Raw genomic sequence first — 26,765 nt, 5'->3', positions numbered from 1 at the left:
TCAAGGCAGTCTTTTCGACGGCAAAAACTCATCAAGCACGATGGTTTCCTGAGCCTGCATCAGACTTTCAGCTCGGATCATATGGGCGCGCATGACACGACGAACCTCTTCTTCATCTTTGCGCTTAAGGGCGCCTAACAACTGCATCTGAAAATGCCGGCCGGTTTCCCAGAGTTCCGGGTTGGGCAGGTCATAGATGTCGTGGCAAAGGCGCAGATTTTTGAGCAGGCCGAGTAAAAAATGACAGGTAAAACTCAGAATGGGGTTGGGGCACAAATCGACCAGCACTTCATGAAAACTCAGTTCAGCCAGGCGCTGGGAGTGCTCTTCCTTCTGGTTTTTGGGCGGTGCATCGTAGATGGTCATGGTGTTCTGCAAGCGCTGAAAATCATCGTTCGACAAACGACCACAGACTGAAGCGGCAAGCTCCGGCTCCAGATGAACACGCAGTTGGTAGATATCGTGAATGGTGATGTCTTTAAAATAAAAATAGTTGGCAAGTAGCGACATCGCGCGGTCGGGCGGTACGTCGGCGACGAAGGCACCGCCGCCAGGGCCGGTTCGCGTGACAATCAGGCCCTGGGTATCGAGTGCCTTTAACGCTTCACGCACAGTACCCTTGCTGGCGGCAAACTGCACCATCAGGTCTTTTTCCTGAGGAAGCCGATCGCCCGGCTTCAACCGGTGCTCTGCGATCAGCCCTTTTAACGCATCGGCAACCTGGTCGGAACGTTTAGTCATGGTTATTCGCATCCGGTGGAGACAACGGATGATAACACGCCACCCGGTGGCCGGTCGCCAGTGCATCCAGCTCGGGATCGGACTGCCGGCATTCAGCCGTCGCCACCGGGCAACGCGCGGCGAATGCACAGCCGACCGGCGGATGCATCGGGTCGGGTAATTCGACCGCATCGTCTTCTGCTGGCAACTTGCGCACCAACTGACCGGGAACACTGTCGAGCAATCGCTGGGTGTAGGGGTGGCGTGGCTGACTGAATATAGCCTCGACCGGCCCCTCCTCGACCACCCTCCCCAGGTACATGACCGCCACCCGGTCGCAGAAATTTCGCACCACGCCCAAATCGTGACTGATAAATACATAGGTCAAATGCAGCGATTCACGCAAATCCTTGAACAGGTTCAGCACTTGCGCCTGAACCGAGACATCCAGCGCAGAGACCGGTTCATCCAGTATCAGCACGTCCGCCTCTGCGGCCAACGCCCGGGCTACACCAATGCGCTGAGCCTGACCACCGGAAAACTCATGAGGGTAGCGTTCCAGAAATTCAGGACGCAGATTCACTTGTGTCATCAGTTCCTCCAGCCGGCTTTGGCGTTGCTCTGCCGACAGGCCTTGCAAGTAAATAAGCGGTGCAGACAAAATATCACGAATGGTTTTACGCGGGTTCAACGAAGAAATCGGATCCTGAAAAATATACTGAACCCGACGCGCGTGCTGCTTGAGGTTCACCTTGCCGTTGGCGCCCACCAGATCGTTGCCATCCAGTTGAATAGTACCTTCGCTCGGCTGGTCGAGCCCCACCAGCATTTTAGCCAGCGTGGATTTGCCACACCCGGACTCCCCTACCACGCCTAAAATTTCACCGGCAATCACCTTCAGTGTAATACCCCGAACGGCTTGTACCGACGGACGGCGTTTGCGCATGAGCGACAGCCCGCCACCAAAGTGTTTAACCAGATCACTGACTTCCAGCTTGGTCTGGGTTGTCATAATACCTCCCGCGCAAAGATGCAGCGTGCTTGCCGGCTGTCGGTCAATGTTTCCAGTTCGACCGGGGCGGCCCGGCAGGCGTCGGTTACCTGGTCGCACCGATCGGCAAACTTGCAGCCGACCGGCAAGTCGTTCACCTTCGGTGGCAAGCCAGGTATTTCAGTCAACCGGTCTGCTATCCGGTTCACATCCGGAACGCAGGCGATCAATCGCCGGGTATAGGGATGAACTGGCCGGGCCAGCACCTCGGCGACCGGGCCCACCTCAACCAGTTCACCGGCATACATCACCGCAACCCGGTCGCACAGTTCAGCCACTACGCCAAAGTCATGAGTAATAAACATCAGGCTCGAGTTTTGTTCGTGACGAAGTTGATTCAATAATTTCAGCACCTGCGCCTGAACGGTCACATCCAGTGCGGTGGTCGGCTCGTCGGCAATGATCAACTGTGGTTCGTTGGCCAGCGCCATGGCAATACTGACTCGCTGGCGCATGCCGCCCGACAACTGATGCGGGTACACCTTCGCCCGTGCCTTGGCGTTCGGAATCCGTACCTGTTCGAGCAGCGCCACCGCTTTTTCCCAGGCCGACTGATAACTCAATGGCTGGTGCGCCCGGAGTGCTTCCACCAGTTGATCACCAATTGAAAACAGCGGGTGCAGGGTCGACAGCGGGTCCTGAAAGATATAGGCCAATTCACCGCCGCGCAGGGTGCGCAACCGGTTATCGTCAACCGCCAGCAGGTTCTCATCCCGATAATTCACCTGGCCATCCATAATGGTGCCCGGCGGCGACGCCACCAGCCCCAGCAACGACATCGCCGTAACCGACTTGCCAGAGCCCGACTCACCGATGATGCCCAGGCACTCGCCGGGCGCTATGGAAAAACTGGGTCCGTTGACTGCCCGGTGCACTTCAGAACCAATATGGAACTCGGTGCGCAATTCAACCACATCCAACAACCCGTGCTGCGGCTGTGCCGGAGCTTTCTTAGCCGCGCTGGCAACCCGGGTTCTGGCTGCCGGGCGCATCAGGGCACCGGCTTTCAAGCGTGGGTCGAGCGCATCGCGTACGCCGTCACCGAGCAGGTTAATGCTCATCACCAGAATAAAGATTACCAGACCGGGCAAGGTTGCCACATGGGGGGCATTGATAATCAGCCGCCGACCTTCACCAAGAATGGAGCCCAGATCGGCTGTGGGTGGTTGAGCACCCAGCCCCAGAAACGAAAGGCCCGCAGTTTCCAGAATCATCCAGCCAACGGTGGTCGACATGGTGATCACAATCACCGGCAGCACATTAGGCAAGACTTCGGTCAGCACAATCAACGCATCGCCCTTTCCCGACAAGCGGGCCGCATCTACGAATTCCCGGTTGCGCAATGTCACCACCACGCCCCGAACGTTTCTGGCGAAAAACGGAATATTAACAATGGCAATAGCGTACAGCGCATTCAACAAGCCGGGCCCGAGCACCGCAACGATAGCCAGTGCCAGCAGGATGTAAGGAAAGGCCATCAGCATGTCGATGCCGCGCATCAGAATGCCATCAACCCGTCCGCCAAAATACCCGGCCAGTAACCCAATGGTAGAACCGAGCGTCGCTGCCACCAGCGTCGCGACAATGCCCACCGCCAGGGAGACCCGGGTACCCCAGAGCAGGCGCGACAACATATCGCGACCAAGCTGGTCGGTTCCCAGCCAGTTACCCGGTGTCAACGGCGGCAACAACCGCTGTGCCGGGTCGGTAATATTTGGATCGGCCAATGGCAACCAGGGTGTTACCACAACCAGTAACAAGACAATGGCAAGCACCACCAACCCAAAGCCCGCCAACTGGTTACGCATCAGCAGTTTAAATGGCCCTGCCCGGCCCGATTTTCGGGTCATACCCGATCCGCTAGCATTGGCCACCGTCATGACGTCACCCTCGGATCCAGCAACACCTGCACCACGTCGGCAAGCAGATTAAAGAACACATAGGCAGCCGCCACAACGAGCACCCCACCCTGCACCAGCAACAGATCTCGCGTGGAAATTGCGGTCACCAGCATGCTGCCGATGCCCGGCCATTGAAAAACCGTTTCGATGTAGACGGCTCCGCCCAGCACAAAACCGGCCTGTATACCGATAACAGGGACGATACTGACCAGGGCAGCCTTGAAGGCGTGTCGATATATTACCCGTCGCTCGGACAGCCCTTTGGCCCGGGCGGTACGAATATAATCCTGGCGCAATACTTCAAGCATGCTGGCCCGGGTCAGTCGCGCAATCACACCGGTGGCAATAAAAGCCAGCGTACCGGCGGGCAGAATCAGGTGCCGGATCAGATCGGGCAAGTCACCTCCACCATAAACGGCGTACATGCCGCTGGCGGGCAACAGCCGCCATTCAACCGCGAACAACATGATCATCAGCAGACCCAGCCAGAAAGCGGGCGTGGAAATGCCGATCAGTACAATCAGCGTCAGCACTTTATCGACGAACCCGTACTGTTTGACGGCTGAAATAATGCCGACCAGTAACCCCATGATCGAACACAATACCAACGCCGTACCGGCCAGAATTAACGTGGCCCCAAACCGTTCGTTCACAATGTCCAGTACCTCACGGTTCTGGTTAAAGGAACGCCCGAGATCGCCCTGCAACAGATTGCCCAGCCAGGTGAAATACTGACTGACCAGGGGCTTATCCAAACCCAATTGGGCATTGAGCCGGGCCACGTTTTCGGGCGTGGCGTAGGACCCCAGAATGGCGGTCGCGGGGTCACCCGGAATCAGCGCCATGATAAAAAAGACGATGAGGGTCAGGCCCAGTAAAACAGGTAAGGTCATTACCAGTCGTTTACCAATATATGGCCAGATAGGACTGCGCATAAAACACCCTGCCTGATAATAAGATCTTGATAACTCAAGTCCCGGAGTTTGCACAATGCTAGCGGCGGGTGCTGGTGATGCCTCTGCGGGGAAGTCCGCAGCAGGGACTAAAACGCCAGGAGCGTTTTAGCACGAGCGCAGCGAGCACGAGACGTCGGACCGCCAGGACGGATTTCGCCGACCCCGCAGAGGCATCACCGGTGGCCGACGCGGACGATAGCCACCCAACTTGAGTTGGTAATAGAAACCCCCGGCCAGTGCTTCACTTCATGGCACCGGCCGACAGGGTTCGGTCGGCACACAGGCCGACCTCAGCTCAATTACGGCTTGCTCACATCCTGCAATTGCAGCAAGAAGGAGGGCTGTAACTTGAAGTTCTCGACCGCATCGGTCGCCACGGCGTTTTGCTGCCAGTTGGCGATAAAAGCCCAGGGTGCATCGTCATAAACAATAGCCTGCATTTCCCGGTACAGCCGCGCACGTTCGTCCTGATTGGTACTGGTACGGGCCTGGTTCAGCAGTTCGTCCACTTCAGGGTTGCTGTAGTAGCCGGAGTTGAACCCCCCATTTTCCGGGAAGGCTTCAGTGCGCAATGCCAGGAACGGCAGGGTATCCGGGTCGTTGGTCATCCAGGCCATTTCGGCCATGTCCGCCTTGCCTTCCAGACCGGGGTTTACTTCGCCGAGGAAGGTATTCCACTCATAGGTTTCGATGCTGACATCCAGTCCTACGGCAGCCAGATCGGCCTGAATGGCCGTACCCATGGAAATGGGGTCGAGCATGCCCGAGCCGCCTTCGGTGACATAGAAAGTTATTTCGGCACCCTCACCACCGGCTTCGGCGATCAGTTCACGAGCGCGGTCCGGATCGTAGGGGTATGGTTCCAGATCGTCGTTGTAGGCCCAGCCAAAGGCCGGTGGTGTTGGCCCGGTGGCGACCGTCGCTGTGCCCTGCAGGATATCATTCACCAGTGATTCTTTATCGATGGCGTAGTTCACAGCCTGGCGCATCGCTTTGTTGTTAAACGGCGCTTCCTTCATATTGAGAATCAGGAACCACAGGTGTGGACCTGCCTGCTCGTACAGCTCAAATGACCCGTCATCTACAAAGGTCGAGACATTATCGGGCGGGACTTCAACCATCAGATCAATACCGCCGGACAACATTTCTGCCACCCGGGTATTGGCATCGGTAATGGGGCGGAAGACCACAGCTTCCAATGACGGCGCGCCGTCCCAGTAATCCGGATTGCGGGTGACGACCACGCGCTGGTTGGCCTGCCACTCTTCAAACTGAAACGCACCTGTACCGGACGGGTTACGCCCGACTTCCTCGCCATGTTCACGCACCGCTTGCGGAGAAATGATCAGACCGGTGGGGTACGCCAGGTTCGACAGAAAAGGAGCAAATGGCTCGGTCAGCGTAAATTTAACCTGATATTCACTGACTGCTTCAACGGTATCCACCTGACCGAAATAGAACGCCAGCGGGAAGGGGCCAGTGTCGTAGTAAGGGTGGTCTTCGTTCAGCATGCGTTCGAAATTGAACACCACGGCTTCGGCATTGAAGGGCGAGCCATCGTGAAATGACACGTCGTCACGCAGATTAAAGGTGTATTCCAGACCATCGTCACTGATGGTCCAATCTGTCGCCAGTGAAGGCTCTACGTTCAGGGTGCCGTCGGCATAGCGCACCAGCCCGTCATAGACATTCACCAGAATGCGGAAATCGTTAACCGCGGTAACCGCGTGAGGGTCCAGAGATTGTGGCTCGGCAATCTGACCGACAATCAGGACGTTGGGGGGCGTTTCGGCCCATAGTGGACTGCTGGTCAGTGCAACCAGTCCGAAAAGCAGGGATTGGACGACGCGTTTCACCTTGAGTGCCTCTCTGTTTTGACCGTTTTTATTGTGATTGCGTGCAGCCGGCGCCCCTTTTTCTCATCCTGCACAAGTCAGGAAGGTCAGGGTCAATCAGACTGCCCTATTACATTTATCACTATAAATTAGTGGACGCAATAAATTTTATGATGATAAATTAAGCTGACAGCCTGAACGGATACCTGCATGACCTACTCCATCATTGCCACAGACCCAGCGAGCGGCGCCGTCGGCGTTGCCACGGCCACCGGCAGTGTCGCGGTGGGCGGCTTTGTGCCGCATGTGCGCTGTGGTCAGGGCGCCATAGCTACCCAGGGAGCATTCACCAACTGGCTTTATGGCGATCAGGGCCTGGCATTACTGAAAGATGGGTTGAAGGCCGATCAGGTCCGGGACCAACTGATAGAGGCCGATGAAGGTCAGGCACAGCGGCAACTCATTGTCTGCGACCGCTGGGGCAACACAGCCGGTCACACCGGTTCAAACAATCTCGATGCCAAGTTACACCTGTGCGAACCGAATTTTGCCGTCGCCGGTAACATGCTCAACAGCACCGACATTGTGCTGGCGATGAAACGCGCCTTTCAGCAATTATCAGCCGCGCCTCTGCACGATCGCCTGCTGGCGGCAATGATGGAAGGCGAACGCATTGGCGGTGACTTTCGCGGCACCCACAGCGCCGCCCTGAAAGTGCACTACCCCGACAAACCCCCGGTCGACCTGCGCGTCGACTGGGCCGAACGCGACTGCATCGAGCAGTTGAAAATTCTGTATCACAAAACCCAAAGCGAGCCCTTCCAGGAGTTTCTGGCAGGGGTACCCACCCTGGCTCACCCCACCAAAACCGGGCACGTCAATCGCAAGGAGGTTCGTTAATGTCTCTGGGCAACCGCATCATGGCCTGGTCTGAACAGGCGGCACGCCATTCCGAACCAGGGCCGGGCGTCACCCGGCTGCTGGGTTCACCTGAACACAAGGCGCTGCTGGCGGATCTTGAAGGCTGGATGAAGCAGGCCGGTCTGACCACTGAACTCGATGGCGCCGGCAACCTGGTCGGCCGCACCGAACCCAAACCAGGCCGCAAAACCCTGATCATCGGCTCCCACCAGGACACCGTGCGCCAGGGCGGCGCTTACGACGGCATGCTGGGCATACTGCTGCCGCTGGCCGTGTTGCAAGACATTCATGATCAGAATGAAACCCTGCCAGTTAATATTGAACTGATCGCGTTCAGCGACGAGGAAGGCGCCCGGTTTTCATCCACGCTGGTTGGCAGCTCAGCGCTGGCCGGCACCTTCAACCCTGATATCCTCAATGCGACTGACCGTGACGGCACGACACTGCAAAGTGCGCTTCGCAGTTTAGGTGCCAATACGGATCAGATACCGACCCTGAAACGGGATCCAACTCAACTGGCCGGTTTTCTTGAGGTTCACATTGAACAGGGGCCGATCCTGGAATCGCTCGATCTGCCCGTGGGTGTGGTCTCGGCCATCACCGGCATTGAACGCCACAAGGTGCACATCACCGGAAAGGCCGGACACGCTGGCACCACCCCCATGCATCTGCGGCAGGATGCGCTGCTTGCAGCCACCGACGTGGTGCGCGCCGTCAACGACCTCTGCCAAAACACCGAAGACCTGGTCGGCGTCGTCGGCGAACTGAACGTGACGCCTAATGCTGTCAATGTCATCCCCAGCGGCGTTGATCTGACCATTGAACTGCGTTCACCGGTTACCCGGGTCCGCGAAACCGCCCGCCAGCAATTGCTGGCCCTATTGAATGACCGCATTGCCGCGCATGCCTGCCAGTGGAAACATGACCTGGTTTATGAACAACAGGAAGTCGACTGCTCCCCGGTGATTCAACAGCAATTGCACAGCGCCATCACTGCCTGCGGCTGGCAACCCCACACTCTGTTCAGCGGCGCCGGGCATGACGGTCTCGCCATGGCCCGTAGCATGCCCATTGGCATGCTCTTCGTGCGCTGCACCGACGGCCTCAGCCACCACCCGGACGAAGCGATCACCGAAGCCGATGCCAATGCCGCAGCCCAGGTCATCAAACACGCCCTGCAGAACTGGGAGGTACCGGCATGAGCAGTCTACCCAAGGTCAATATCCAGCGACTGTTAACCACCCTCGACCAACTCCTGCGTATCGATAGCCCCACCGGCGACACAGCTGCCATGGAACAAGCCATGTGCGAGCGCCTGGCTCCCCTTGGCTGGCAAGTCAGCCAAACGCACCGGGGTAATGTACTGGCGCAATCGGGCGACAACCCCAAGCGCGCAATCGCCGCCCACCTCGACACCCTGGGCGCCATGGTGCAATTCATTCGCGACGATGGTCGGCTTGAAGTCACACCGCTGGGCACCTGGTCCGCCCGTTTCGCAGAAGGCGCCCGGGTCACCGTAAAAACTCGCCAGGGCCCGATCCGTGCCAGTCTGTTACCCCAACTGTCATCCGGCCATGCCTGGAACGACGCTGTCGATACCCAACCCATAGCCTGGTCACAACTGAGCGCCCGACTCGACCGGGCTACCTCAAGCCGGGAAGAAACCCTCGCGCTCGGCGTTCAACCTGGCGACATCGTCAGCATTGACCCGGCCCCGGAATTCGACGACTCCGGCTACCTCATCAGCCGGTTTCTCGACAACAAAGCCGGCATCGCCTGTGTTCTGGAAATGCTGCATATGCTGCAGGAAAACAACTTGACGCCGGCACAACCGGTGTTACTGGCCTTCACCAACGCTGAAGAAATTGGCCTGGGCGCCGGCACCGCCCTGCCCCGATTGATTGAAGAATTAATCAGCGTCGACATCGCCCCGGTGGCCGACAATCAGGCCAGCCGGGAAGACTGCGCCACTCTCGGGTACAAAGACGCCCTCGGACCCCACAGCCGCTCACTGCTCGACCGACTCGACCACATAGCCACAGAACACCAGGTTGATTTTGTACGAGACGTTTTCCGCCACTACCACAGCGACTGCTCCTCCACATTAACCGCAGGCTACGATGCATCCACTGCTCTGGTTGGCTTTGGCACAGACAGTACCCACGGTTACGAGCGAACCCATCAAAACAGTTTGATTGCTGTTACTCATTTACTGACCGGATATGTGCTGAGTCATTGATGTCATGAGTTAGAAATTCGCATTGATTAACCGACGCACTATCGAAGGACTATCGGGTGCGCCTACTGGAGGTCGTCTGACCGCAGGGACTAAAACGCCAGGAGCGTTTTAGCATGAGCGCAGCGAGCCCGAAGGGTGAATCCCATGGAAGGGATTCATATCCGGCAGCGAGCCCCCATGGATGGGTTTACGGCGTGCCTCCAGTAGGCGTACCCGATAGTCCAACCGCCACCGGAGTCCAGGCAACCACAGAATTAAATTACCTCTGCGAATTTCTAACTCATGCCCCCAGAAACAAAAAACCCGGCTAGTGATAGCCGGGTTTTTTTAGTAACTACGATTGATCAGTAAGCCGCATCGGGCTCGTAGAACTCATCCGCATTGTCGGCCGTGATTGGATCGGCCGCCAGTACCATGCGTGACGGTACGCCGTGGTACATGTCACCCATTTTCTCGCCGCGCACGCCATGTACAGCCAGTGCAATACCGGACGCAATCATGTTGGGCGGATAGGTTACGGTTGCTTTCACAATCGGATGGTTGTCACGGATCATACCGATCACGTCTTTGGACCCACCACCGCCAACCAGAATCTTAATGTCATCACGACCGGATTCCTCAATGGCCGTCAGCACACCCTTGAGTGCATCGTCATCACCGGCCCAGACTGCATCGATGTGCGGGTGACGCGCCAGCATGTCTTCCATCACGTTCAGCGACGTTTGCGGGTTCCACTCACCGGACTGGGAATCCAGAATGGTAATGCCCGGGTGACGCTCCATTTCTGCATTGAACGCATTGACGCGCTGGCTGTTGATCGGAATCGAAGGCCCTTCGATCACAACGACATTGCCATCGCCGCCCATCGCCTCAGCCATGTACTTTGCCGCCTGCTCACCCATGCCCGGGTTGTCACCAGCCAGGAACACATCCTGCGTTGGTGTTTCCAGTTCACGGTCAACCACCACGGTGTAAATGCCATCCTGATAGGTCTCGGCAATCACCTGCTGCAGCGTGGCTGGGTTGTGCGGCAGTATGACCAGCGCATCGATCTGGCGTACGCGCAAATCTTCCACATCGCCCACCTGAGCCGTGCCCGAGTTCGCCGCCAGAATAGTGAACTCAATGTCGGGGTATTTCGCCGACAGATCTTCCGAAGCCTGGCGAGCCCACCATAACAGGCCAGCTGTCCAGCCGTGGTCGGCCGATGGCACACTGACCCCAATGTGGTAGCTGTCTTCGCCGAAGGCAACAAAAGGCGTTACCGATAATGCAGTGGCGACCGCCGCCGTTTTTAACAGTTTTTTCAGTTTCATGATTTCCGTCCCATCTCTGATTGTTGTTATCCCATCCCCTCTGTTGCAGGGAGATGCCTACCTGGCTTGCGCCGAACAAGGCCGATGACGAACCGGCCATGGTTTTCATTAAACCCCGATCTACTGCTGACGCTTGTACTGCACCAGCACAGCAATCAGGATCACCGAACCCTTCACCAGCCCCTGCAAATAGGGTGATACCCCCAGCAAGTTCAGCATGTTGTTGATGATGCCCAGAATCAGCGCACCAATGACCGTGCCCCAAATAGAGCCCTTGCCACCCGACAACGCCGTACCACCAATCACCACTGCGGCAATCGCATCCAGTTCATAAAGCACCCCGGCGTCGCTGGGGCTGATTGAATTCAGGCGAGAGGCAAGCATGATCGCCGACACCCCCACACAGCCACCGGCAATGGTAAAGCTGCCTAGAATGACCGTTCTGACCCGAATACCGGAATACCGCGCGACCTGAGCATTGGCACCGACGGCACACAAATGCCGGCCAAAGCGGGTGTAAAACAACAGGATATGAGCCACCACCGCCAGGATCAGAAACGCCCAGACCGGAATCGGTACGCCCAGCCAATAGCCGCCACCCAGATTTGGGAACAGCGGATTGCGGGACACCACTTCACCTGCATCGGTCAGATATAAGGCCACAGAGCGGAAAATGGACATGGTGGCCAGCGTTGCAATAAAGGCGGTGATTTTGCCCCGCGTGACCAGCAAACCGTTGAACACCCCGAACAGCGCACCGCTGCCGAGCGCCACCAAAATGCCGACCACAATCGCCATCACCGGATCGGTGACCGAGTTCAACGCATAGAGCAACAACACACCCACCAATGCCACCATCGACCCGACGGACAAATCGATGCCACCGCCGATGATTACAAAGGTGACCCCGATAGCGATGATGCCGGTGTAGGAAACCTGACGCATTACATTGGTCAGGTTGCGGGTATTGAGGAAATATTCACTGGCCAGTGACGACGCAATCAGCAGCACAACCAAAGCGATCAACGGAGCGAGAATCGTCAGATCCAGCCCGAGGCGATTGACGCTGCTGGAGAAACGATCGGTCAGGGTTTTTGCCTGGTTCATGACAACGCCACTCCTGCTTCGGTAACGTCCGACGCGCCCCGGGCGCCCGCTGCATATAACATGATGTCTTCCTCATTTATCCGTTCATCGCGCAGGTCGGCGACAATACGCCCTTCGCGTACCACCAACACCTGATCACACAAGCCAATGATTTCTTCCAGTTCCGATGAGATCACCAGTATCGCCTTGCCTTCGCTGGCCAACCCCCGGATCAGCCGGTAAAACTCGTGTTTGGTTCCCACATCAATGCCGCGCGTGGGTTCATCGAGAATCAGGATCTCGGGTTCAATATCCAGCAACTTGGCCAGATAGACCTTTTGCTGATTCCCGCCACTGAGCAGTCCCACTTCGGTTGCCAGGCTGGCGGTGCGAATGCTCAGTGCCTTTTGGTAATGCTCTGCCTGCCGACGCTCGGCCCGGGGACGAATCAGCCCCTTGATGTACCGTTTTAGGCTCAGCAACGTGATGTTCTCAATCAGATTAAAACTCATTACCAGGCCCTTGCCCTGCCGATCTTCCGACAAATAGGCCAGGTTGCGACGATGCGCATCTTCCGGTGATTGAATCGTGCAGGGCTCTCCATTGATAAGAATCTGGCCCGAGGTTTTCTGGCGCAGGCCCATGATGGTTTCGGCAATCTCCGTTCGCCCAGACCCGACCAGCCCGGACAAGCCGAGAATCTGTCCGCGGTGCAACGTGAAATTCACATCGATTAACACAGAGTCAAGCGACAGCTGGCGCACCTCCAGTGCAACCTTGCCGTGCTGCCCCTGCTTTTCAGGAAACACCTGTGACAATTCCCGGCCGACCATTTTGCGGGCCATGCTTTCCTCATCCAGATCGTCGGTGGCGCATTGTTCAACGACCTGCCCATCACGAAGGATCAGCACCGTATGACACAGATCCTTCACTTCTTTCAGCTTGTGCGAAATAAACAGCACCGCAACACCGGTGGCCTGCAAACGACGCACAACGTCGAACAACACCTTCACTTCCGGGTCGGTCAGTACCGTGGTCGGCTCATCCAGAATCACCACGCGGGCGTCATCGACCAATACCCGCGCCACTTCAACCAATTGTTTTTCAGCCACGCTGAGGCTGCTGATAGGTGCTTCCGGGTCGAGGGTTGATTGCAAGCTGGCCATAACCTCGCGGGTCTTTTGGCGCATGGTGGTGCGATCGAGAAAGCCGTGTTTGCGCACTTCCTGGCCGAGAAACACGTTTTCGTAAACGCGCAGGGTAGGCACCAGATTAAATTCCTGCGGAATCATTGCGATACCGAGACGGCGCGAAGTCACGGGGTCGAGTTCTTGATACTGTTTACCACCCATTTCCAGCGTGCCGGTACTGGGTTGATAAACACCGCTGATCAATTTCAGAAGGGTCGATTTACCCGCCCCGTTTTCACCCAGAATGCCGATAATCTCACCCGGATGAATGTCCAGATTTATGTCCTGCAACACCACATTGGGGCCAAAGGATTTGCCCAAACGATGCAATCGAATAAACGGCTCGGTCATGAGGCGGCTCCGTTAAACGGTGTCCAGATACCGTTGTTCTGATCAGAACGCAACGTGGCTGCGATGAATTTCAGGCCATCAACACCGGTGGAGACATCTGGCAACCAGCCGCCTTGCGAGGCCGAGCTCACATCTGCTGACAGCCCCTGATACAAATTGGCAAAGCCCTCGAGATACCCTTCCGGATGCCCGGGCGGCAAGCGTACGCTCGCGCCAGTGGCATCGCTAAACCAGTCTTCCCGGCGGGTAATACGCTGCCGTGGCTGATTCAAGGGCGAGAACCAAAGTTCGTTTGGATTCTCCTGCGCCCATTCCAGTGATGCCTGTTCGCCAACAACACGAATGCGCAAGGCATTTTCAAACCCCGGTGCTGTTTGACTCGCCCACAACATACCGGTAGCCCCGCCTTCAAAGCGCAGCAATGCCTGAACATTGTCATCCAGCACCCGCCCCGGCACCTGGCAGGTCAGTTCCGCACTGACGGCCTCGGGCGTTAATCCGGATATAAAACAGGCCAGCTGAAATGCATGGGTTCCGATGTCACCCAAAGCACCGGCCGACCCGGCACGCTTGGGGTCGAGCCGCCAGTCCGCCTGTTTGTTATCGGCCGTAGGCACTTCGCTCAGCCATTCCTGCAGATACTCAACCTGCAAACTGAGAATGCGACCAAGATCGCCGCGCTGAACCCGCTCACGCGCATGCTGCACCAGCGGGTAACCGCAATAATTGTGCATCAGTACAAAACGCACACCCTGTGCCGCAACGCGCTCGGCCAAATGCTCAGCCTCGGCTAACGTCATCGTCATCGGTTTTTCACAAATCACATCCAGCCCCGCCTCAATGCAGGCCAGCGCTATCGGGTAATGCAAATAATTCGGCGTGGTAATCGCCACAACACGGGCGCCATCGTCGCGTTTGGCTTCAGTAGCAATTAACGCCTCGTAGCTGTCGTAGCAGCGGTTCGTGTCGAGTCGCAGTTGTGCGGCGGTTTCCCGGTTACTCTCGGGCCGGGTGCTGAAAACACCGGCGACCAGTTCAAACCGGTTGTCCATCCGGGCCGCGAACCGATGCACCGCACCGATCATGGAACCCGGGCCACCGCCGATCATCGCCAGGCGCAGGGGAGTTGATTGGGTCATCACAAACATCCTTTATCGGCTAAGCGGCTCAGAGACCGAGCAGCGACCGGTTAGTGGCTTCGTCGGTACCGGCGGCGGCGAAATCATCAAAGGCCTTGTCGGTCACCCGAATGATGTGGTCCTCCACAAAGCGAGCGCCTTCTTCAGCACCTTGCTCCGGATGTTTGAGCGCACATTCCCACTCGATCACGGCCCAGCCAGCGAAATCGTACTGCGCCAGACGCGAGAAAATGCCTTTGAAGTCAACCTGGCCATCGCCCAGTGAGCGGAAGCGACCGGCGCGTTCAACCCAGCCTTCGTAACCGCCATAGGTGCCCTGCAAGGCTGTCGGGTTAAATTCTGCATCTTTCACATGAAACATTTTGACGCGATCACGGAAGTGATCGAGAAAGCTCAGATAATCGAGCTGCTGCAACACAAAATGCGACGGGTCGAACAAAATGCAGCAGCGAGGGTGATGATTGACGGCCGTTAAGAAGCGCTTAAAGGTGGCGCCATCGTGCAGATCTTCACCGGGGTGAATTTCATAGCACAGGTCGACCCCGGCGTTGTCGAAAGCATCGAGTATCGGTTTCCAGCGCCGGGCCAGTTCTTCAAAGCCGGTCTCCACCAGGCCAGGCGGACGCTGCGGCCAGGGGTACAGAAAAGGCCACAGCAAGGCACCCGAAAAGGTGGCGTGCGCGGTCAGACCCAGGTTTTTACTGGCCTTGGCGGCGAGCAGCAGTTGATCGACGGCCCAGGCTTGCCTGGCTTGCGGGTTCTTGCGCAGAGACTCCGGCGCAAAGCCATCGAACAGGTCATCGTAGACTGGGTGCACAGCGACCAGTTGGCCTTGCAGGTGAGTCGAGAGCTCAGTGATTTCCAGGCCATAACCGGCCAGTAAGGCAACTACTTCACGGCAGTAATCAAGATCTTCAGCGGCGCGTTCCAGATCGAACAGGCGCTTATCCCCACTGGGAATCTGCACCCCTTTGAACCCCAGACTGGAGGCCCAGCGGGCAATGCTGTCGAGGCTGTTGAACGGGGCTTCGTCACTGGCGTATTGCGCCAGAAAGAGCGCAGGCCCTTTGATGGTTTTCATAAACAAACACCTTTAATTTTTGTTTTTGTATAATGTAATGCATTACATTCAAGCAGAGAGATTTGGCGAGGTCAACACCTTAAGCATCAGATTATTTTGAGAAACCAAGCAAAAAGGCTTATATTCAAGTGAAAATACGCCATGGCGGGCTATCACTTTATGCAAGAAAATCTGTTACTGGATGTAATGCATTACATATCAACTCGATATCCTGAACGACAAACACTCAGGTCCGTGCCGGTTTATCCTGCATGGTATCGCTGTGGTAACATCGCCCCTGTTCACGTTGCAGATACGTACCATGCCCACCATTAAAGACGTTGCCCTAGCCGCCGGCTGCTCTACCGCCACTGTGTCGCGGGCGCTTGCCAACCCGGAAAAAGTGACCGAGGCCACGCGCAAGCGAGTGGCCAGCGCCATCGCGAAAGTGGGTTATTCACCGAACCTCGCCGCGCGCAATCTGCGCCGCAGTGAATCGCGCACCATCGTGGTGTTGCTACCCGACATTGCCAACCCTTTTTTCTCGGAAATCATCGCGGGCCTGGAAGACATTGCCCACCGCGAAGGCTATCGGGTCTTGCTCGGCGACTGCGAACACGACACTGGCCGCGCCAAGGCTTACTTCGACTTACTGCCCACCAACCAGGCCGATGGCATTATATTGCTGACCGCTGAAATCCCGCTGTCGCTGGTTACCCAGCAAGCCCGTGGCAGTCAAATTCCGCTGGTGATGGCCTGCGAGTACTTTGATCAGCTTGCCCTGCCCACGGTACGCATCGACAATCCGCTGGCCGCCGCCCGGGCCGTCGAGTACCTCTCATCGCTCGGACACCAGCGCATTGCCACCATAACCGGCCCGATGCAGAACCCTATCTGTATCGATCGGGTGAAAGGCTACCAGTCGGAAATGGAACGCCAGCAGTTAGTGGTTAACCCAGGATGGATTGTCGAGGGCGATTTCGGATTTCTTTCAGGCTATCAGCAGGGTCAGGTTTTGCTTGCCATGCCACGCGAACATCGACCCAGCGCTATCTTCTGCCACAGCGACGAAATGGCCATCGGCCTGATGAAAGCCGCTCGCGACGCCTCGGTTCGGGTGCCAGAAGACCTGTCAGTTATCGGCTTCGACAACATTGGCCTTAGCGAATACTGCCAGCCGGAACTGACAACCGTTAGCCAGCCCAGAGACGAGATTGGCCGCTGTGCCATGCGGCTATTACTCGATGTACTGCGCAAGAAACAGGTGCCTCACCAGCAAGTGCTGAGCACTCAACTGATCGTGCGTGCCAGCACCGCACAAGCGCCCAAACTCTGACAGCACAGCAACTTAAACGATTAAATTAACATTAAGCGCCAAGCTGGTTAGACTGAGTGAATCGCCACCCGTTCACTTTGCATTTTTGCTGGAAGGCCGCCCCATGGATCACTCGCTCGATTACGACGTCCGCATCACCCTAGAACGCCTGCTCCCCCGGTTGAAACCCAAAGCCAGCAGCGATAAGGAATGGGCGGCCTTTGAAGCGAACCTGAACACTCAGTTTCCCCGCTTGTTCGCCCTACTGCGCTCCTTGTACGGAGACCAGTACGACTTTTACTATCATCTGGAAAACACTCTGGAAACCCTGTTGATTGCCTACCAGGAACGACCCTCTGTATTGCGCAATCAGGACAAAAAACGCCAGGCCGACCCGCTCTGGTTCAAGCGCGAGACTATGCTGGGCGCAGCCTGTTACGTCGACTTGTTCGCCGGCGACCTCAAAGCCCTGCGCGAACAGATTCCCTATCTGAAAGAACTCGGCCTCACCTACCTGCACCTGATGCCGCTGTTCAAAGCGCCTGAAGCCAATAGCGATGGCGGTTATGCGGTATCCGACTACCGCCAGGTGAACCCAGCGCTGGGCACCATGAATGACCTGAAACGACTGGCCGCGGCACTGCGCAAGGAAGGCATCGTCATGGTGCTCGATTTCGTGTTCAACCATACCTCCGATGAGCACGACTGGGCGGTCAGAGCCCAGCACGGCGAGCAGGAATACCTCGATTACTATTTCTGCTTCGACCACCGCAGCCAATTGGCGCCCTATGAGCCCTATCTGCGCGAGATTTTTCCGGAAATCCGCCAGGGCTGCTTCACCTGGCGCGACGACATGCAGCGCTGGATCTGGACCACCTTCAACAGCTTTCAGTGGGACCTGAACTACCGCAACCCGGCCGTATTTAATGCCATGCTTGGCGAGTTGCTGTTTCTGGCCAATGCGGGCGCTGATGTGCTGCGTTTCGATGCCCTGGCCTTTGTCTGGAAAGAAGCCGGCACGCCCTGTGAAAACCTGCCTCAGGCCCATTCGCTGATTCAGGCGTTCAATGCCGCGGCCCGCATTGCCGCTCCGGGGTTGCTGTTCAAATCCGAAGCCATCGTGCATCCGGATGACGTGGTGCGCTACATCAGCACCGATGAATGCCAGCTTTCCTATAACCCCCTGACCATGGCCATGCTCTGGAACACCCTGGCCACACGCGACGCCACCCTGATGACCCGCAGCCTTCAGGCGCGTTTTCCGATCCCGCCCGACACCGCATGGGTCAACTACATTCGCGGCCACGATGACATCGGCTGGACCTTCGACGACACCATCGCCTGGAGTCTCGGCACCGACCCGGACCACCACCGACGTTTCCTGAACCAGTTCTACACCGGCCAGTTCCCCGGCAGTTTCGCCCGGGGGGTGCCATTCCAGGAAAACAAAACCACCGGCGATTGCCGGGTTGCCGGGCAATTGGCGTCACTGGCCGGCCTTGAACAGGGACTGAACGATCAGGATGCCGGGGAAGTACAGCGTTCGATCAACCGCATCATGCTGATGCACGCGCTGATTCTCAGCATTGGCGGTGTGCCGTTGCTGTACCTGGGAGATGAGCTCGGGCTGCTCAACGACTACAGCTATCAACAAGACGTCAACAAACTGAACGACAGCCGCTGGGTGAACCGGGTGGCCGTAAAAGACGCCGATCTGGAGCTGCGAAACCAACCCGACACGCCCAATGGCCGGGTATACGCCGGCCTGCAACGGCTGGTTGCCATTCGAAAGGCGACCCCCTTACTCGGTGACGCCCACACCCACATCATCGAAACGGGCAACCCCCATGTGTTCGGCTTTACCCGAAATCGGGATGCCGACACCCTGCTGGTGCTCGCGAATTTCGCCGATTTCGAACAAAGCCTGGACCAGTCACTGATCGACTCGTTACTCACTGGCGGCGCTCCAGTTGATCTGCTGGAAACGAAACCAAGTCGTGACTTGAAAACGCTGCAACCCCATCAGGTACGCTGGCTGACTGTTCAGTAATTGCCAACCCGGCTCACTGAGTTCAGCGAGTCGGATATTGCTCAAAAGCCGGTGATTCCTCAATGGCATCAACCCAATGCGGACGCTCCGACCAGAAAATGCGATCGTCCGGCGTCACCGCGGGATCCCCATCCAGGCTACCGGCGGGTACCACCAGAAACTTACCACTGCGGTTCACATAGGGCAGCGCAGACCCACAGGTCGCACAAAACTGCCGCGTCCAGTGCTTGGCTGTCGGCAATTCAAATCGTTTAATCTGATCCTCACCCTGCTCCCAGGTGATGGCATCCGGCACGGTAAACAGATTGGCGGCAAAAGCCGACCCGGTTGAATGCCGGCATCGGTCGCAATGACACAGGTGAAAAGCCGAAACCGGCCCGTTAACTACAAATCGAACAGCGCCACATAGGCAGCCGCCTGAAACGGCATTTAATGCATTGGTCATTTTGAACCTCTTGTTTTTGTATGTTTCGAACTTAGTGCAATCGCAGGATCAAGTGCTGGCCACCGGGTAGGCCTATCCGGGGGAGTCCGCAGCAAGGATGCTGCGGTCTAGGCTCCATGGATGGACTCACGCCGGGCGATGTGTCGCACCACCCGTATAAGCCTACCCGGTGGCCGGGCACGAACGAACGGCTATACAGTCAACCTAACCACCGAACTAAACAAGCCGCGTCATAAACACACTGTTTGGGTCTTCAACATAGTCGCCAAACGGCGGGCACGCTTCGAAGCCGAAGCGGCCATACAATGCCCGGGCCGCTGCGAAATAGTCCATGGAGCCGGTTTCCAGGCTTAGGCGAGTCAGCTGCTGAACTTTTGCCTGTTCCAGCAAATGCTGCAGTAAACGCTGGGCTACGCCCTGGCGCCGAAAAGCCGTTGCTGTGCGCATCGATTTGATTTCACCATGATCCGCCGTTAACCGCTTCAACGCACAGCACCCGGCGAGCTGTTCGCCCTGCCCTTCGGTGTTCGTTGTCCAAAGAGTCCAGAAGGTGACGTCCGGTTGCTTAAGGCCATCCAGATCCAGAGCATGTTTGCTTTCCGGCGGCGAGGTGGCGTTCATATCCGCCAGATGCTCTTCCAGTAACCGGGCTATATCGGGCCCGGTCAGATCATCGATCCGAATCAGAAAATTGGGCCTGGTCTGCGCTGTTCGAACGGTCATTGTGTGGCTCGCTGTCAGGGACTCGTTGAGGTGATTATTGCGCGCTCACCGTGGCTGCGCAATCGGGTTTAAACCACCGACATAGAAGACAACTTCACTGAAACCACGATAGACTGGCTCGTATCTCATTTGGCTCGGACCGGGAAATGCTCAAGCAATTAAGTTACAACACAGTGCATTGGCTGCTTGCCCTGTGTTTACTGTTCAGCCCCTCGGTATCGGCTGAATACACGACCAATACCAGCATTCAGCAAGCGCTGGATTTGCTCAGCACCCAGACCGGCCAGCTGAACCAGCGGTTGAATTCCGTTCAACGACAGCATGACCGATTGCTGACCAATGAAGCCGCCTTGAATGAGCATATCGTTGCTCTGAGAGGTAGCGGTCAGGTGTTTCGCGTGCTGCAGGAACAAAACACCAACCTGCCCAATTTCGATTTCGACCCGGGCTTGTCTGACCTGATCGCCGATGCGCGCCTGACACAGTTCAATGTGAGCCAGCAACAACGGGAGCTACAGGACAACCCCAGTGACTACCCGGCCGATTTGCGGCTGTCTGAATTGCAGGACCGTCTGCAGGAGCTGGTGGTAACGGCCGTCAGCCTGCAACAGGTGCAGCAAGAGCTTACTGCGACGGCCGACCGGCTTCGGTCCAGCATAATTGAACAATTGTTCTGGATACCCAGCAACCCCGCTATCAGCCTAAGTTGGTTTACCACCGCGCCCGGCGCTTTGGCGGATCAACTTACCCGCCTGCCTGCCCAGTTCTCCGTCAGCCTGACGCCGGGTGACCTGTCGCTCTGGCAATGGCTGGGCGTCTTACTGTTCCTGCCCGCTATCGCTTTGCACTGGGTGCGACCTCGCCTGAAAACCGCACTGGCAACAACCTTGAAAACGGGAACGGCCAGCTTTTATCGGCCATCCCTTCAAACAGAGCCTACATCAGACTCAGAAACGGCAAGCCCCAGCCCCTGGTCCACCCTGGTGGCACTGGCGTTGACGGCGGCAATTACGGCTCCCGCCAGCCTGGCTTTGCTGGCCATCGGAAACCTGCTCTCAGGCGCCCAGACAACCGATACTCTGGTGTTGGGCCCGGCCCTGACCGCCATTGCGCTCAGCTTGTTTGTCGTACAGTTTTTGCGCAGCATTCTGACACCCGGGCAGGTTGCCGAGGTCGATTTTCAGTGGCCAGACAACGCCCGTAAAACGCTGCGCACCTTTGTTCGTCGCTTTGCCTGGGTACTGCTGCCGACCAGTGCGGTGTTGACGCTGGCCGTTCAACAAGGTGCGGCGTTGAGTAGTGATGTTCTGGGGCCTGTGATACTGATTGTGGCGGGTGCGCTCGTGGCCTATTTTTTCCGCATACTGCTGAAACAGCTGCCTTCCAGTTTCGCCCCGGCCGGGGTGCGCTGGGTGCTCAACTTAGTGCTGGTGCTGCTACCACTAAGCCTGGTGGTGCTAACCTTGTCGGGGTATTACTACACCAGCCTGCAACTGACCGGTCGTTTTCTGGCCACCTTTTATGTTCTCAGCGGCTGGGTCATTGCAGAAGCCAGCGCACGCCGCGCCATTGAAGTCTCCAGTAACCGCCTGCGCCTGCAGCGGGAAGCCGAAAACCAGGTGCTAAGGGAGCAGCGCGACGCCCAGCGCGCCAAAGATCCTGACAAAATTCAGGAGCCGTTACCCGATACCACGGCCGAATTGCTGCAAGTGCGGCAACAAACCCAGCGTTTGGTTCGCTTTCTGCTGCTCACCGGTTTCGGAGGTCTGCTGTATTGGGTATGGGCTGATCTGGTGGGGGTATTTGGCTATCTCGACTCGCTGGTCATCTGGCAGTACGGCAGCGCTGAAAGCCCGGGCAGCATGAGCCTGCTGGATCTGGCCTCTTTTTTCTTCATTATCTCGCTGTCACTGTTTCTTGCCGCCAACCTGCCTGGCCTACTGGAGATGCTGGTGCTGTCCCGGCTCAGTTTGCGGCAAGGCAGCGCCTATGCCATGACCACCCTGCTTAATTACATTATTACCGGCATTGGCCTGGTTATGGCGCTGTCGAGCCTGGGCGTCAGTTGGGACAAACTGCAGTGGCTGGTGGCCGCCCTCAGTGTTGGGCTTGGTTTTGGGTTGCAGGAAATTTTCGCCAACTTCGTCTCCGGTTTAATTCTGCTGTTCGAGCGGCCTATACGCATCGGCGATATTGTAACCCTGGGTGATTTATCGGGCGTGGTACGTCAGATCCGCATTCGAGCCACCACCATTACCGATTTTGATCGCAAAGACATCATCGTCCCCAACAAAACCTTTGTGACTGATCAGCTCATTAACTGGTCGCTTACCGACACCGTCACCCGGGTCATCGTCCGGGTCGGCGTCGCCTATGGATCAGACCTCGATAAAACACGAGCGTTGTTGCTCAGTGCCGCCAAGGCTAACCCCCGCGTGCTGGATGAGCCGGAACCTCAGGTCCTGTTTCTCAATTTTGGGGCCAGCACACTGGACCACGAATTACGCATTCATGTGAAGGAACTTCAGGACAGAAACCCCGCGATCGATGAAATTAACCGCTACATCGACCGGGAGTTCAAACGGGCGGGCATCGAAATTGCCTTTCAACAGATCGACATTCATCTTCGCAACAGCGAAGGCCTCGACAAACTGGTTAGCCGGCAGCCGCCCCAGACCGACCAGTAAGGTCACTACTCATCGGCCAGAATCCAGTCCACCGCCTTTTCGGCGATGCCTTCAAACAGGTTTTTACCATCGAACGACAGTAAGACGTTCAACTTCCTCTCAGGCAAACACCTGAGCCAGCCTGGCCTTGTGCGCAGCCCGGGTGGTGTCGTCAATCCAGGCACCGTCGAATCCATTTTCCAGGAGTGTCAGCAATTGATCCCGATCGATCAGCCCCTGGTCAATCAATGCACCATAATTGTCGTTCACATAACCACCAAAGTAAGCCGGATCGTCGGAATTGATGGTCGCTTTCAGACCTGCAGCCAACATGGCCTTAATCGGGTGCTGCTTCAAATCGTCTATGACCTGCAGCTTGTGATTCGACAAGGGGCAAACCGTCAGCGTATAACCGCGATCCACCAGTGCCTGCACCAGCGCCGGGTCTTCCATGGCGCGATTGCCATGGTCGATACGGTCTACTTTCAATTGATCGATGGCCTGCCAGACATACGCCGGCGGCCCCTCTTCACCGGCATGCACGGTAATCCGTTGCCCCAGTTCCCGGCAATGTGCAAACACTCGCTCAAACTTCTCTGGCGGGTGGCCTTTTTCGCCGGAATCCAGCCCCACAGCATGAATGCGATCCAGATACGGCTCCGCAATCGCCAGGGTTTCAAAAGCACTTTCTTCGGATAGATGTCGCAGAAACGACATAATCAACCGATAGCTGATACCCAGTTCCCGCTCACCCTGCTGCAGCGCTCTTTCGATGCCACTAAGCACAGTGTCAAACGCAATGCCACGCTCCAGGTGTGCCTGGGGGTCAAACATGACTTCGGTATGAACGACGTTGTCGGCGTGAATTCGTTTCAGATAGGCCCAGGTAAGGTCGTAAAAATCGGCTTCAGTTTGCAACACCGACATACCCTGGTAATACAGATCCAGAAATTCCTGCAGATTGCCAAACTGATATGCTTCCCGCACTGCCTCAATGTCGGCATAGGGCAAGGTAATGCCATTGCGCTCGGCTAATGCGAACATTAGCTCAGGTTCAAGACTGCCTTCAATGTGCAGATGCAGTTCGACTTTGGGTGCTTTCATGGCAAGGTCAATTAATACTGAAGTCATAGTACGATCCAACAACTGATAGTCAGTAATTAAAATTTGAAAGTTCTACAAAGCCAAGTGCCAAGTGCCGGGTATGCTTATCCGGGGTAGTCCGCAACATGGATGTTGCGGCCTAGGCTCCAAGGACGGATTCACGCCGACCCCGGAGAAGCATACCCGGCACCTGGCACGACCCACTGGCAATCAACTCAGGCAACGTCGGACTGGCTCTGGGACTGCCCCCGATACTCGCCGCTGAAATAATGATCGGCGATAGCCTGGTGTAATTCGTTGAACGAGATCTGCAGTGTATCGACAAAATCGTGCAGCAAATCTGGCGTATGTGCCATTTTCTCCATGTTGGCATTGACCAGTCGCGGTAATAAATCATCCACCAGCGCCTGCACTTCCTCATGTCGTGGTAGATCCTCGAGCTCAAAGGATAGCTGACCCAGGCAACTGGCCACAGCCCGGGGGAAAAACTCGTCCTGTAACAAAAAGCGCAACACGTCCGGACCGCGAACACGCAGTCGAACTTGCTGGCGGTACATCTGATAACCGGTCAGGGATTTCAGCACGCTCATCCATTGCAGGTTTTCAAAGGGCGTCAGGTCATCCGGGCTGCGTGGCAGCAGGTTGGCCGAGCGCACATCAATGATGCGCGTCGTCATATCGGCCCGCTCCAGATTTCGGCCGAGCATCAGAAAGGTGTGCACCTGGGTATGACTCAGTGAGCCCTCGATCAACCCGTTGATGGCCTGGCAGCTGCGAATTACGCGTTTCAGAAAAGCATCCCGCTTACGCGAGGTAATACCGGCTTCCACCTGCTTCAGCGTATCCAGATAGAGGGTATTCAACTCCTCCCAGACTTCGCGTGGCATAATATCACGCGTCGTGCGCAGGTTTTCGCGCGCCGACTCCAGTGACGAAATGATTGACCCCGAATAATGCAGATCGACACAGAGAAAATTCAGAACATTATCAGCACTGCGCGTTTCATAATGCTCGTCGAATATATCTTCCGCCCCGGTAATGGTCACCAGCGAATCCCAGTCCAGCCGGGTGGTTTTTGGAAAATCGAGCAACAAATTACTGGTCACGTTAATCAGTCGGGCGGTGTCTTCCGCACGCTCCAGGTAACGTGCCAGCCAGTATATATTTTCAGCAACACGAGAAAGCATAGTTCACCTCGTTTTGGTCCAGAGTGGGCCGCATCAGTTCAAATCCACAATCCAGGTGTCTTTACTGCCGCCACCCTGAGACGAGTTCACCACCAGCGATCCCTTGGTCAGCGCCACCCGGGTCAAACCGCCGGTGGTGACGTAGGTGCTTCCTTTGCCAGACAGGATAAAGGGGCGCAAATCAACGTGGCGGGGTTCCAGCTGATCATCAATCAGCGTGGGGGTTGTCGACAGTTTTAGCGTAGGTTGCGCCATGTAATTGCGCGGGTCGGCCTTGATCAGCTCAGCAAATTTTTCCCGCTCTTTTTTCGTTGAATGCGGCCCTACCAACATGCCGTAGCCACCCGACTCGTTAGCGGGCTTTACCACCAATTCATGCAGATGATCGAGCACATAACGGCGGTCGTCCTCACGCATGCACAGGTAGCTGGGCACGTTGGCCAGAAGCGGTTCCTGATCGAGATAATAGCGAATAATCTCGGGCACAAAGGCATAGACGACCTTGTCATCGGCGACTCCGGCACCCGGTGCATTGACCAGTGCAACCTTGCCACTGCGCCAGGCGCGCATCAGGCCCGGCACCCCAAGAGCAGAATCTGGATGAAAGACCTCAGGGTCCAGAAAAAGATCGTCAACCCGGCGGTAAATCACGTCCACCCGCTTCAGGCCGTTCACGGTTAGCATGTGTACGACATCGTCGTCATCAACCACCAGGTCGGAGCCTTCCACCAGCTCGACTCCCATTTGCTGGGCGAGATAGGAGTGCTCGAAATACGCTGAATTATAGATACCCGGTGTCATCACCACGATCTGTGGATCATCGCCCGGCCGCGGCGACATGGAGGCCAGCATGTCGTAAAGCTGACCGGTGTAATCGTCCACCGGCTGAATTTTTCCGGTGGCGAACAGCTCGGGCAGAATCCGCTTGGTGACGTTGCGGTTTTCCAGCATATAAGACACGCCGGAGGGCACCCTCAGGTTATCCTCCAGCACATAAAGTGTGCCGTCTTTATCCCGCACGAGGTCCGACCCGCAAATATGAGCCCATATATTATTGGGCGGGTTGATACCCACGCATTGTTTGCGGAAGTTCGCCGACTGCGCCAGCACTTCAGCCGGAAACACCTTGTCGCGAATGATCTTCTGATCGTGGTACAGATCGTTGATGAACAGGTTTAGAGCTTCAACCCGTTGCTTCAGGCCGGCTTCGGTACGTTGCCATTCATCGAGCGGGATGACCCGAGGCACTATATCGAACGGCCAGGCGCGGTCGATCATGTTGCCTTCGGAATAGACGGTAAAGGTAATTCCCATCACCTGTATCGCCACTTCCGACGCGTTTTTCAGTTCGGCCAGTTCACGGCCACCGAGCTCGGCCAGATAATCACACAGCATTTTTGCAGCCGGATGCGGCACGCCGGGTTGAGCCATCAGCTCATCGTAAAACCCCTTACAGGCGTATTCCGACCAATTTATTTTACTCATCGATGGTTCTCCTTTACGCGCCCGT

The 26,765-nt window shown here is 56.6% G+C and carries 21 protein-coding genes; 6 read left to right on the top strand and 15 right to left on the bottom strand.

Features of this window, described 5'->3' with window-relative positions:
• From ABJT94_RS15945 to ABJT94_RS15925, 5 genes are all read right to left on the bottom strand, one after another.
• Positions 1 to 741 carry a GntR family transcriptional regulator gene (locus tag ABJT94_RS15945; protein ID WP_348476432.1) on the bottom strand — a complete coding sequence of 247 codons (741 nt, stop codon included), beginning with the start codon at positions 739 to 741 and terminating at the stop codon, positions 1 to 3.
• A complete protein-coding gene (locus ABJT94_RS15940) occupies positions 734 to 1,732 on the bottom strand; it encodes an oligopeptide/dipeptide ABC transporter ATP-binding protein (RefSeq protein ID WP_348476431.1) in 999 nt (332 codons plus the stop codon). Before ABJT94_RS15940 ends, ABJT94_RS15945 begins: the two co-directional genes overlap by 8 nt.
• The gene (locus ABJT94_RS15935) at positions 1,729 to 3,621 is read right to left on the bottom strand and encodes a dipeptide/oligopeptide/nickel ABC transporter permease/ATP-binding protein (protein ID WP_348476430.1); all 1,893 of its coding nucleotides are present in this window, start codon (positions 3,619 to 3,621) and stop codon (positions 1,729 to 1,731) included. The genes ABJT94_RS15940 and ABJT94_RS15935 overlap by 4 nt, the downstream gene beginning before the upstream one ends.
• 26 nt (positions 3,622 to 3,647) lie before the next feature.
• Complete coding sequence (locus ABJT94_RS15930) at positions 3,648 to 4,607, bottom strand: ABC transporter permease (RefSeq protein ID WP_348476429.1); 960 nt, start codon at positions 4,605 to 4,607, stop codon at positions 3,648 to 3,650.
• Between the two features lie 320 nt (positions 4,608 to 4,927).
• Positions 4,928 to 6,484 (bottom strand): ABC transporter substrate-binding protein, encoded by a 1,557-nt coding sequence (locus tag ABJT94_RS15925; RefSeq protein WP_348476428.1) that lies wholly within the window; start codon positions 6,482 to 6,484, stop codon positions 4,928 to 4,930.
• 189 nt (positions 6,485 to 6,673) lie between these two features.
• On the opposite strand from ABJT94_RS15925, the gene ABJT94_RS15920 reads away from it, so the two are divergent.
• From ABJT94_RS15920 to ABJT94_RS15910, 3 genes are read left to right on the top strand one after another with little or no spacing between them, the layout of a single operon-like run.
• Positions 6,674 to 7,363, top strand: a complete 690-nt coding sequence (locus tag ABJT94_RS15920) for a DUF1028 domain-containing protein (RefSeq protein WP_348476427.1) — start codon at positions 6,674 to 6,676, stop codon at positions 7,361 to 7,363.
• Positions 7,363 to 8,586 carry a M20 family metallo-hydrolase gene (locus ABJT94_RS15915; RefSeq protein ID WP_348476426.1) on the top strand — a complete coding sequence of 408 codons (1,224 nt, stop codon included), beginning with the start codon at positions 7,363 to 7,365 and terminating at the stop codon, positions 8,584 to 8,586. Before ABJT94_RS15920 ends, ABJT94_RS15915 begins: the two co-directional genes overlap by 1 nt.
• Entirely contained in the window at positions 8,583 to 9,623 is a 1,041-nt protein-coding gene (locus ABJT94_RS15910) for a M20/M25/M40 family metallo-hydrolase (RefSeq protein WP_348476425.1), read from the top strand. Before ABJT94_RS15915 ends, ABJT94_RS15910 begins: the two co-directional genes overlap by 4 nt.
• A gap of 344 nt (positions 9,624 to 9,967) precedes the next feature.
• On the opposite strand, the gene ABJT94_RS15905 is transcribed toward ABJT94_RS15910, so the two are convergent.
• From ABJT94_RS15905 to ABJT94_RS15885, 5 genes are all read right to left on the bottom strand, one after another.
• Positions 9,968 to 10,939 carry a substrate-binding domain-containing protein gene (locus ABJT94_RS15905; protein ID WP_348476424.1) on the bottom strand — a complete coding sequence of 324 codons (972 nt, stop codon included), beginning with the start codon at positions 10,937 to 10,939 and terminating at the stop codon, positions 9,968 to 9,970.
• Positions 10,940 to 11,059: 120 nt separating this feature from the next.
• Complete coding sequence (locus ABJT94_RS15900) at positions 11,060 to 12,046, bottom strand: ABC transporter permease (protein ID WP_348476423.1); 987 nt, start codon at positions 12,044 to 12,046, stop codon at positions 11,060 to 11,062.
• The gene (locus ABJT94_RS15895; protein ID WP_348476422.1) at positions 12,043 to 13,566 is read right to left on the bottom strand and encodes a sugar ABC transporter ATP-binding protein; all 1,524 of its coding nucleotides are present in this window, start codon (positions 13,564 to 13,566) and stop codon (positions 12,043 to 12,045) included. The genes ABJT94_RS15900 and ABJT94_RS15895 overlap by 4 nt, the downstream gene beginning before the upstream one ends.
• Positions 13,563 to 14,705, bottom strand: a complete 1,143-nt coding sequence (locus ABJT94_RS15890) for a Gfo/Idh/MocA family oxidoreductase (protein ID WP_348476421.1) — start codon at positions 14,703 to 14,705, stop codon at positions 13,563 to 13,565. Before ABJT94_RS15890 ends, ABJT94_RS15895 begins: the two co-directional genes overlap by 4 nt.
• A gap of 28 nt (positions 14,706 to 14,733) precedes the next feature.
• Positions 14,734 to 15,786 carry a sugar phosphate isomerase/epimerase gene (locus ABJT94_RS15885; RefSeq protein ID WP_348476420.1) on the bottom strand — a complete coding sequence of 351 codons (1,053 nt, stop codon included), beginning with the start codon at positions 15,784 to 15,786 and terminating at the stop codon, positions 14,734 to 14,736.
• A 301-nt stretch (positions 15,787 to 16,087) separates the two neighbouring features.
• Between ABJT94_RS15885 and ABJT94_RS15880 the strand changes: the two genes are divergently transcribed.
• Entirely contained in the window at positions 16,088 to 17,101 is a 1,014-nt protein-coding gene (locus ABJT94_RS15880; protein ID WP_348476419.1) for a substrate-binding domain-containing protein, read from the top strand.
• Between the two features lie 103 nt (positions 17,102 to 17,204).
• The gene (locus ABJT94_RS15875; protein WP_348476418.1) at positions 17,205 to 19,130 is read left to right on the top strand and encodes an alpha-amylase family glycosyl hydrolase; all 1,926 of its coding nucleotides are present in this window, start codon (positions 17,205 to 17,207) and stop codon (positions 19,128 to 19,130) included.
• 22 nt (positions 19,131 to 19,152) lie between these two features.
• Here the strand turns inward: ABJT94_RS15875 and ABJT94_RS15870 are convergent, their stop codons facing one another.
• On the bottom strand, positions 19,153 to 19,575 hold the full coding sequence (locus ABJT94_RS15870; protein WP_348476417.1) for a GFA family protein: 423 nt from the start codon (positions 19,573 to 19,575) through the stop codon (positions 19,153 to 19,155).
• 216 nt (positions 19,576 to 19,791) lie between these two features.
• Positions 19,792 to 20,298 (bottom strand): GNAT family N-acetyltransferase, encoded by a 507-nt coding sequence (locus tag ABJT94_RS15865; RefSeq protein ID WP_348476416.1) that lies wholly within the window; start codon positions 20,296 to 20,298, stop codon positions 19,792 to 19,794.
• Positions 20,299 to 20,444: 146 nt separating this feature from the next.
• On the opposite strand from ABJT94_RS15865, the gene ABJT94_RS15860 reads away from it, so the two are divergent.
• Entirely contained in the window at positions 20,445 to 22,985 is a 2,541-nt protein-coding gene (locus ABJT94_RS15860; protein WP_348476414.1) for a mechanosensitive ion channel domain-containing protein, read from the top strand.
• Positions 22,986 to 23,084: 99 nt separating this feature from the next.
• On the opposite strand, the gene ABJT94_RS15855 is transcribed toward ABJT94_RS15860, so the two are convergent.
• The 3 genes from ABJT94_RS15855 to ABJT94_RS15845 form a co-directional block, all read right to left on the bottom strand.
• Entirely contained in the window at positions 23,085 to 24,095 is a 1,011-nt protein-coding gene (locus ABJT94_RS15855) for an adenosine deaminase (protein WP_348476413.1), read from the bottom strand.
• Between the two features lie 188 nt (positions 24,096 to 24,283).
• Positions 24,284 to 25,255 carry an alpha-E domain-containing protein gene (locus ABJT94_RS15850; RefSeq protein WP_348476412.1) on the bottom strand — a complete coding sequence of 324 codons (972 nt, stop codon included), beginning with the start codon at positions 25,253 to 25,255 and terminating at the stop codon, positions 24,284 to 24,286.
• Positions 25,256 to 25,288: 33 nt separating this feature from the next.
• Positions 25,289 to 26,740, bottom strand: a complete 1,452-nt coding sequence (locus ABJT94_RS15845) for a circularly permuted type 2 ATP-grasp protein (RefSeq protein WP_348476410.1) — start codon at positions 26,738 to 26,740, stop codon at positions 25,289 to 25,291.
• Positions 26,741 to 26,765: the final 25 nt, after the last annotated feature.

Source organism: Saccharospirillum sp. (assembly GCF_039982735.1).
Classification (GTDB): domain Bacteria; phylum Pseudomonadota; class Gammaproteobacteria; order Pseudomonadales; family Natronospirillaceae; genus Saccharospirillum.
This window is presented reverse-complemented; position numbering and strand designations above follow the sequence as displayed.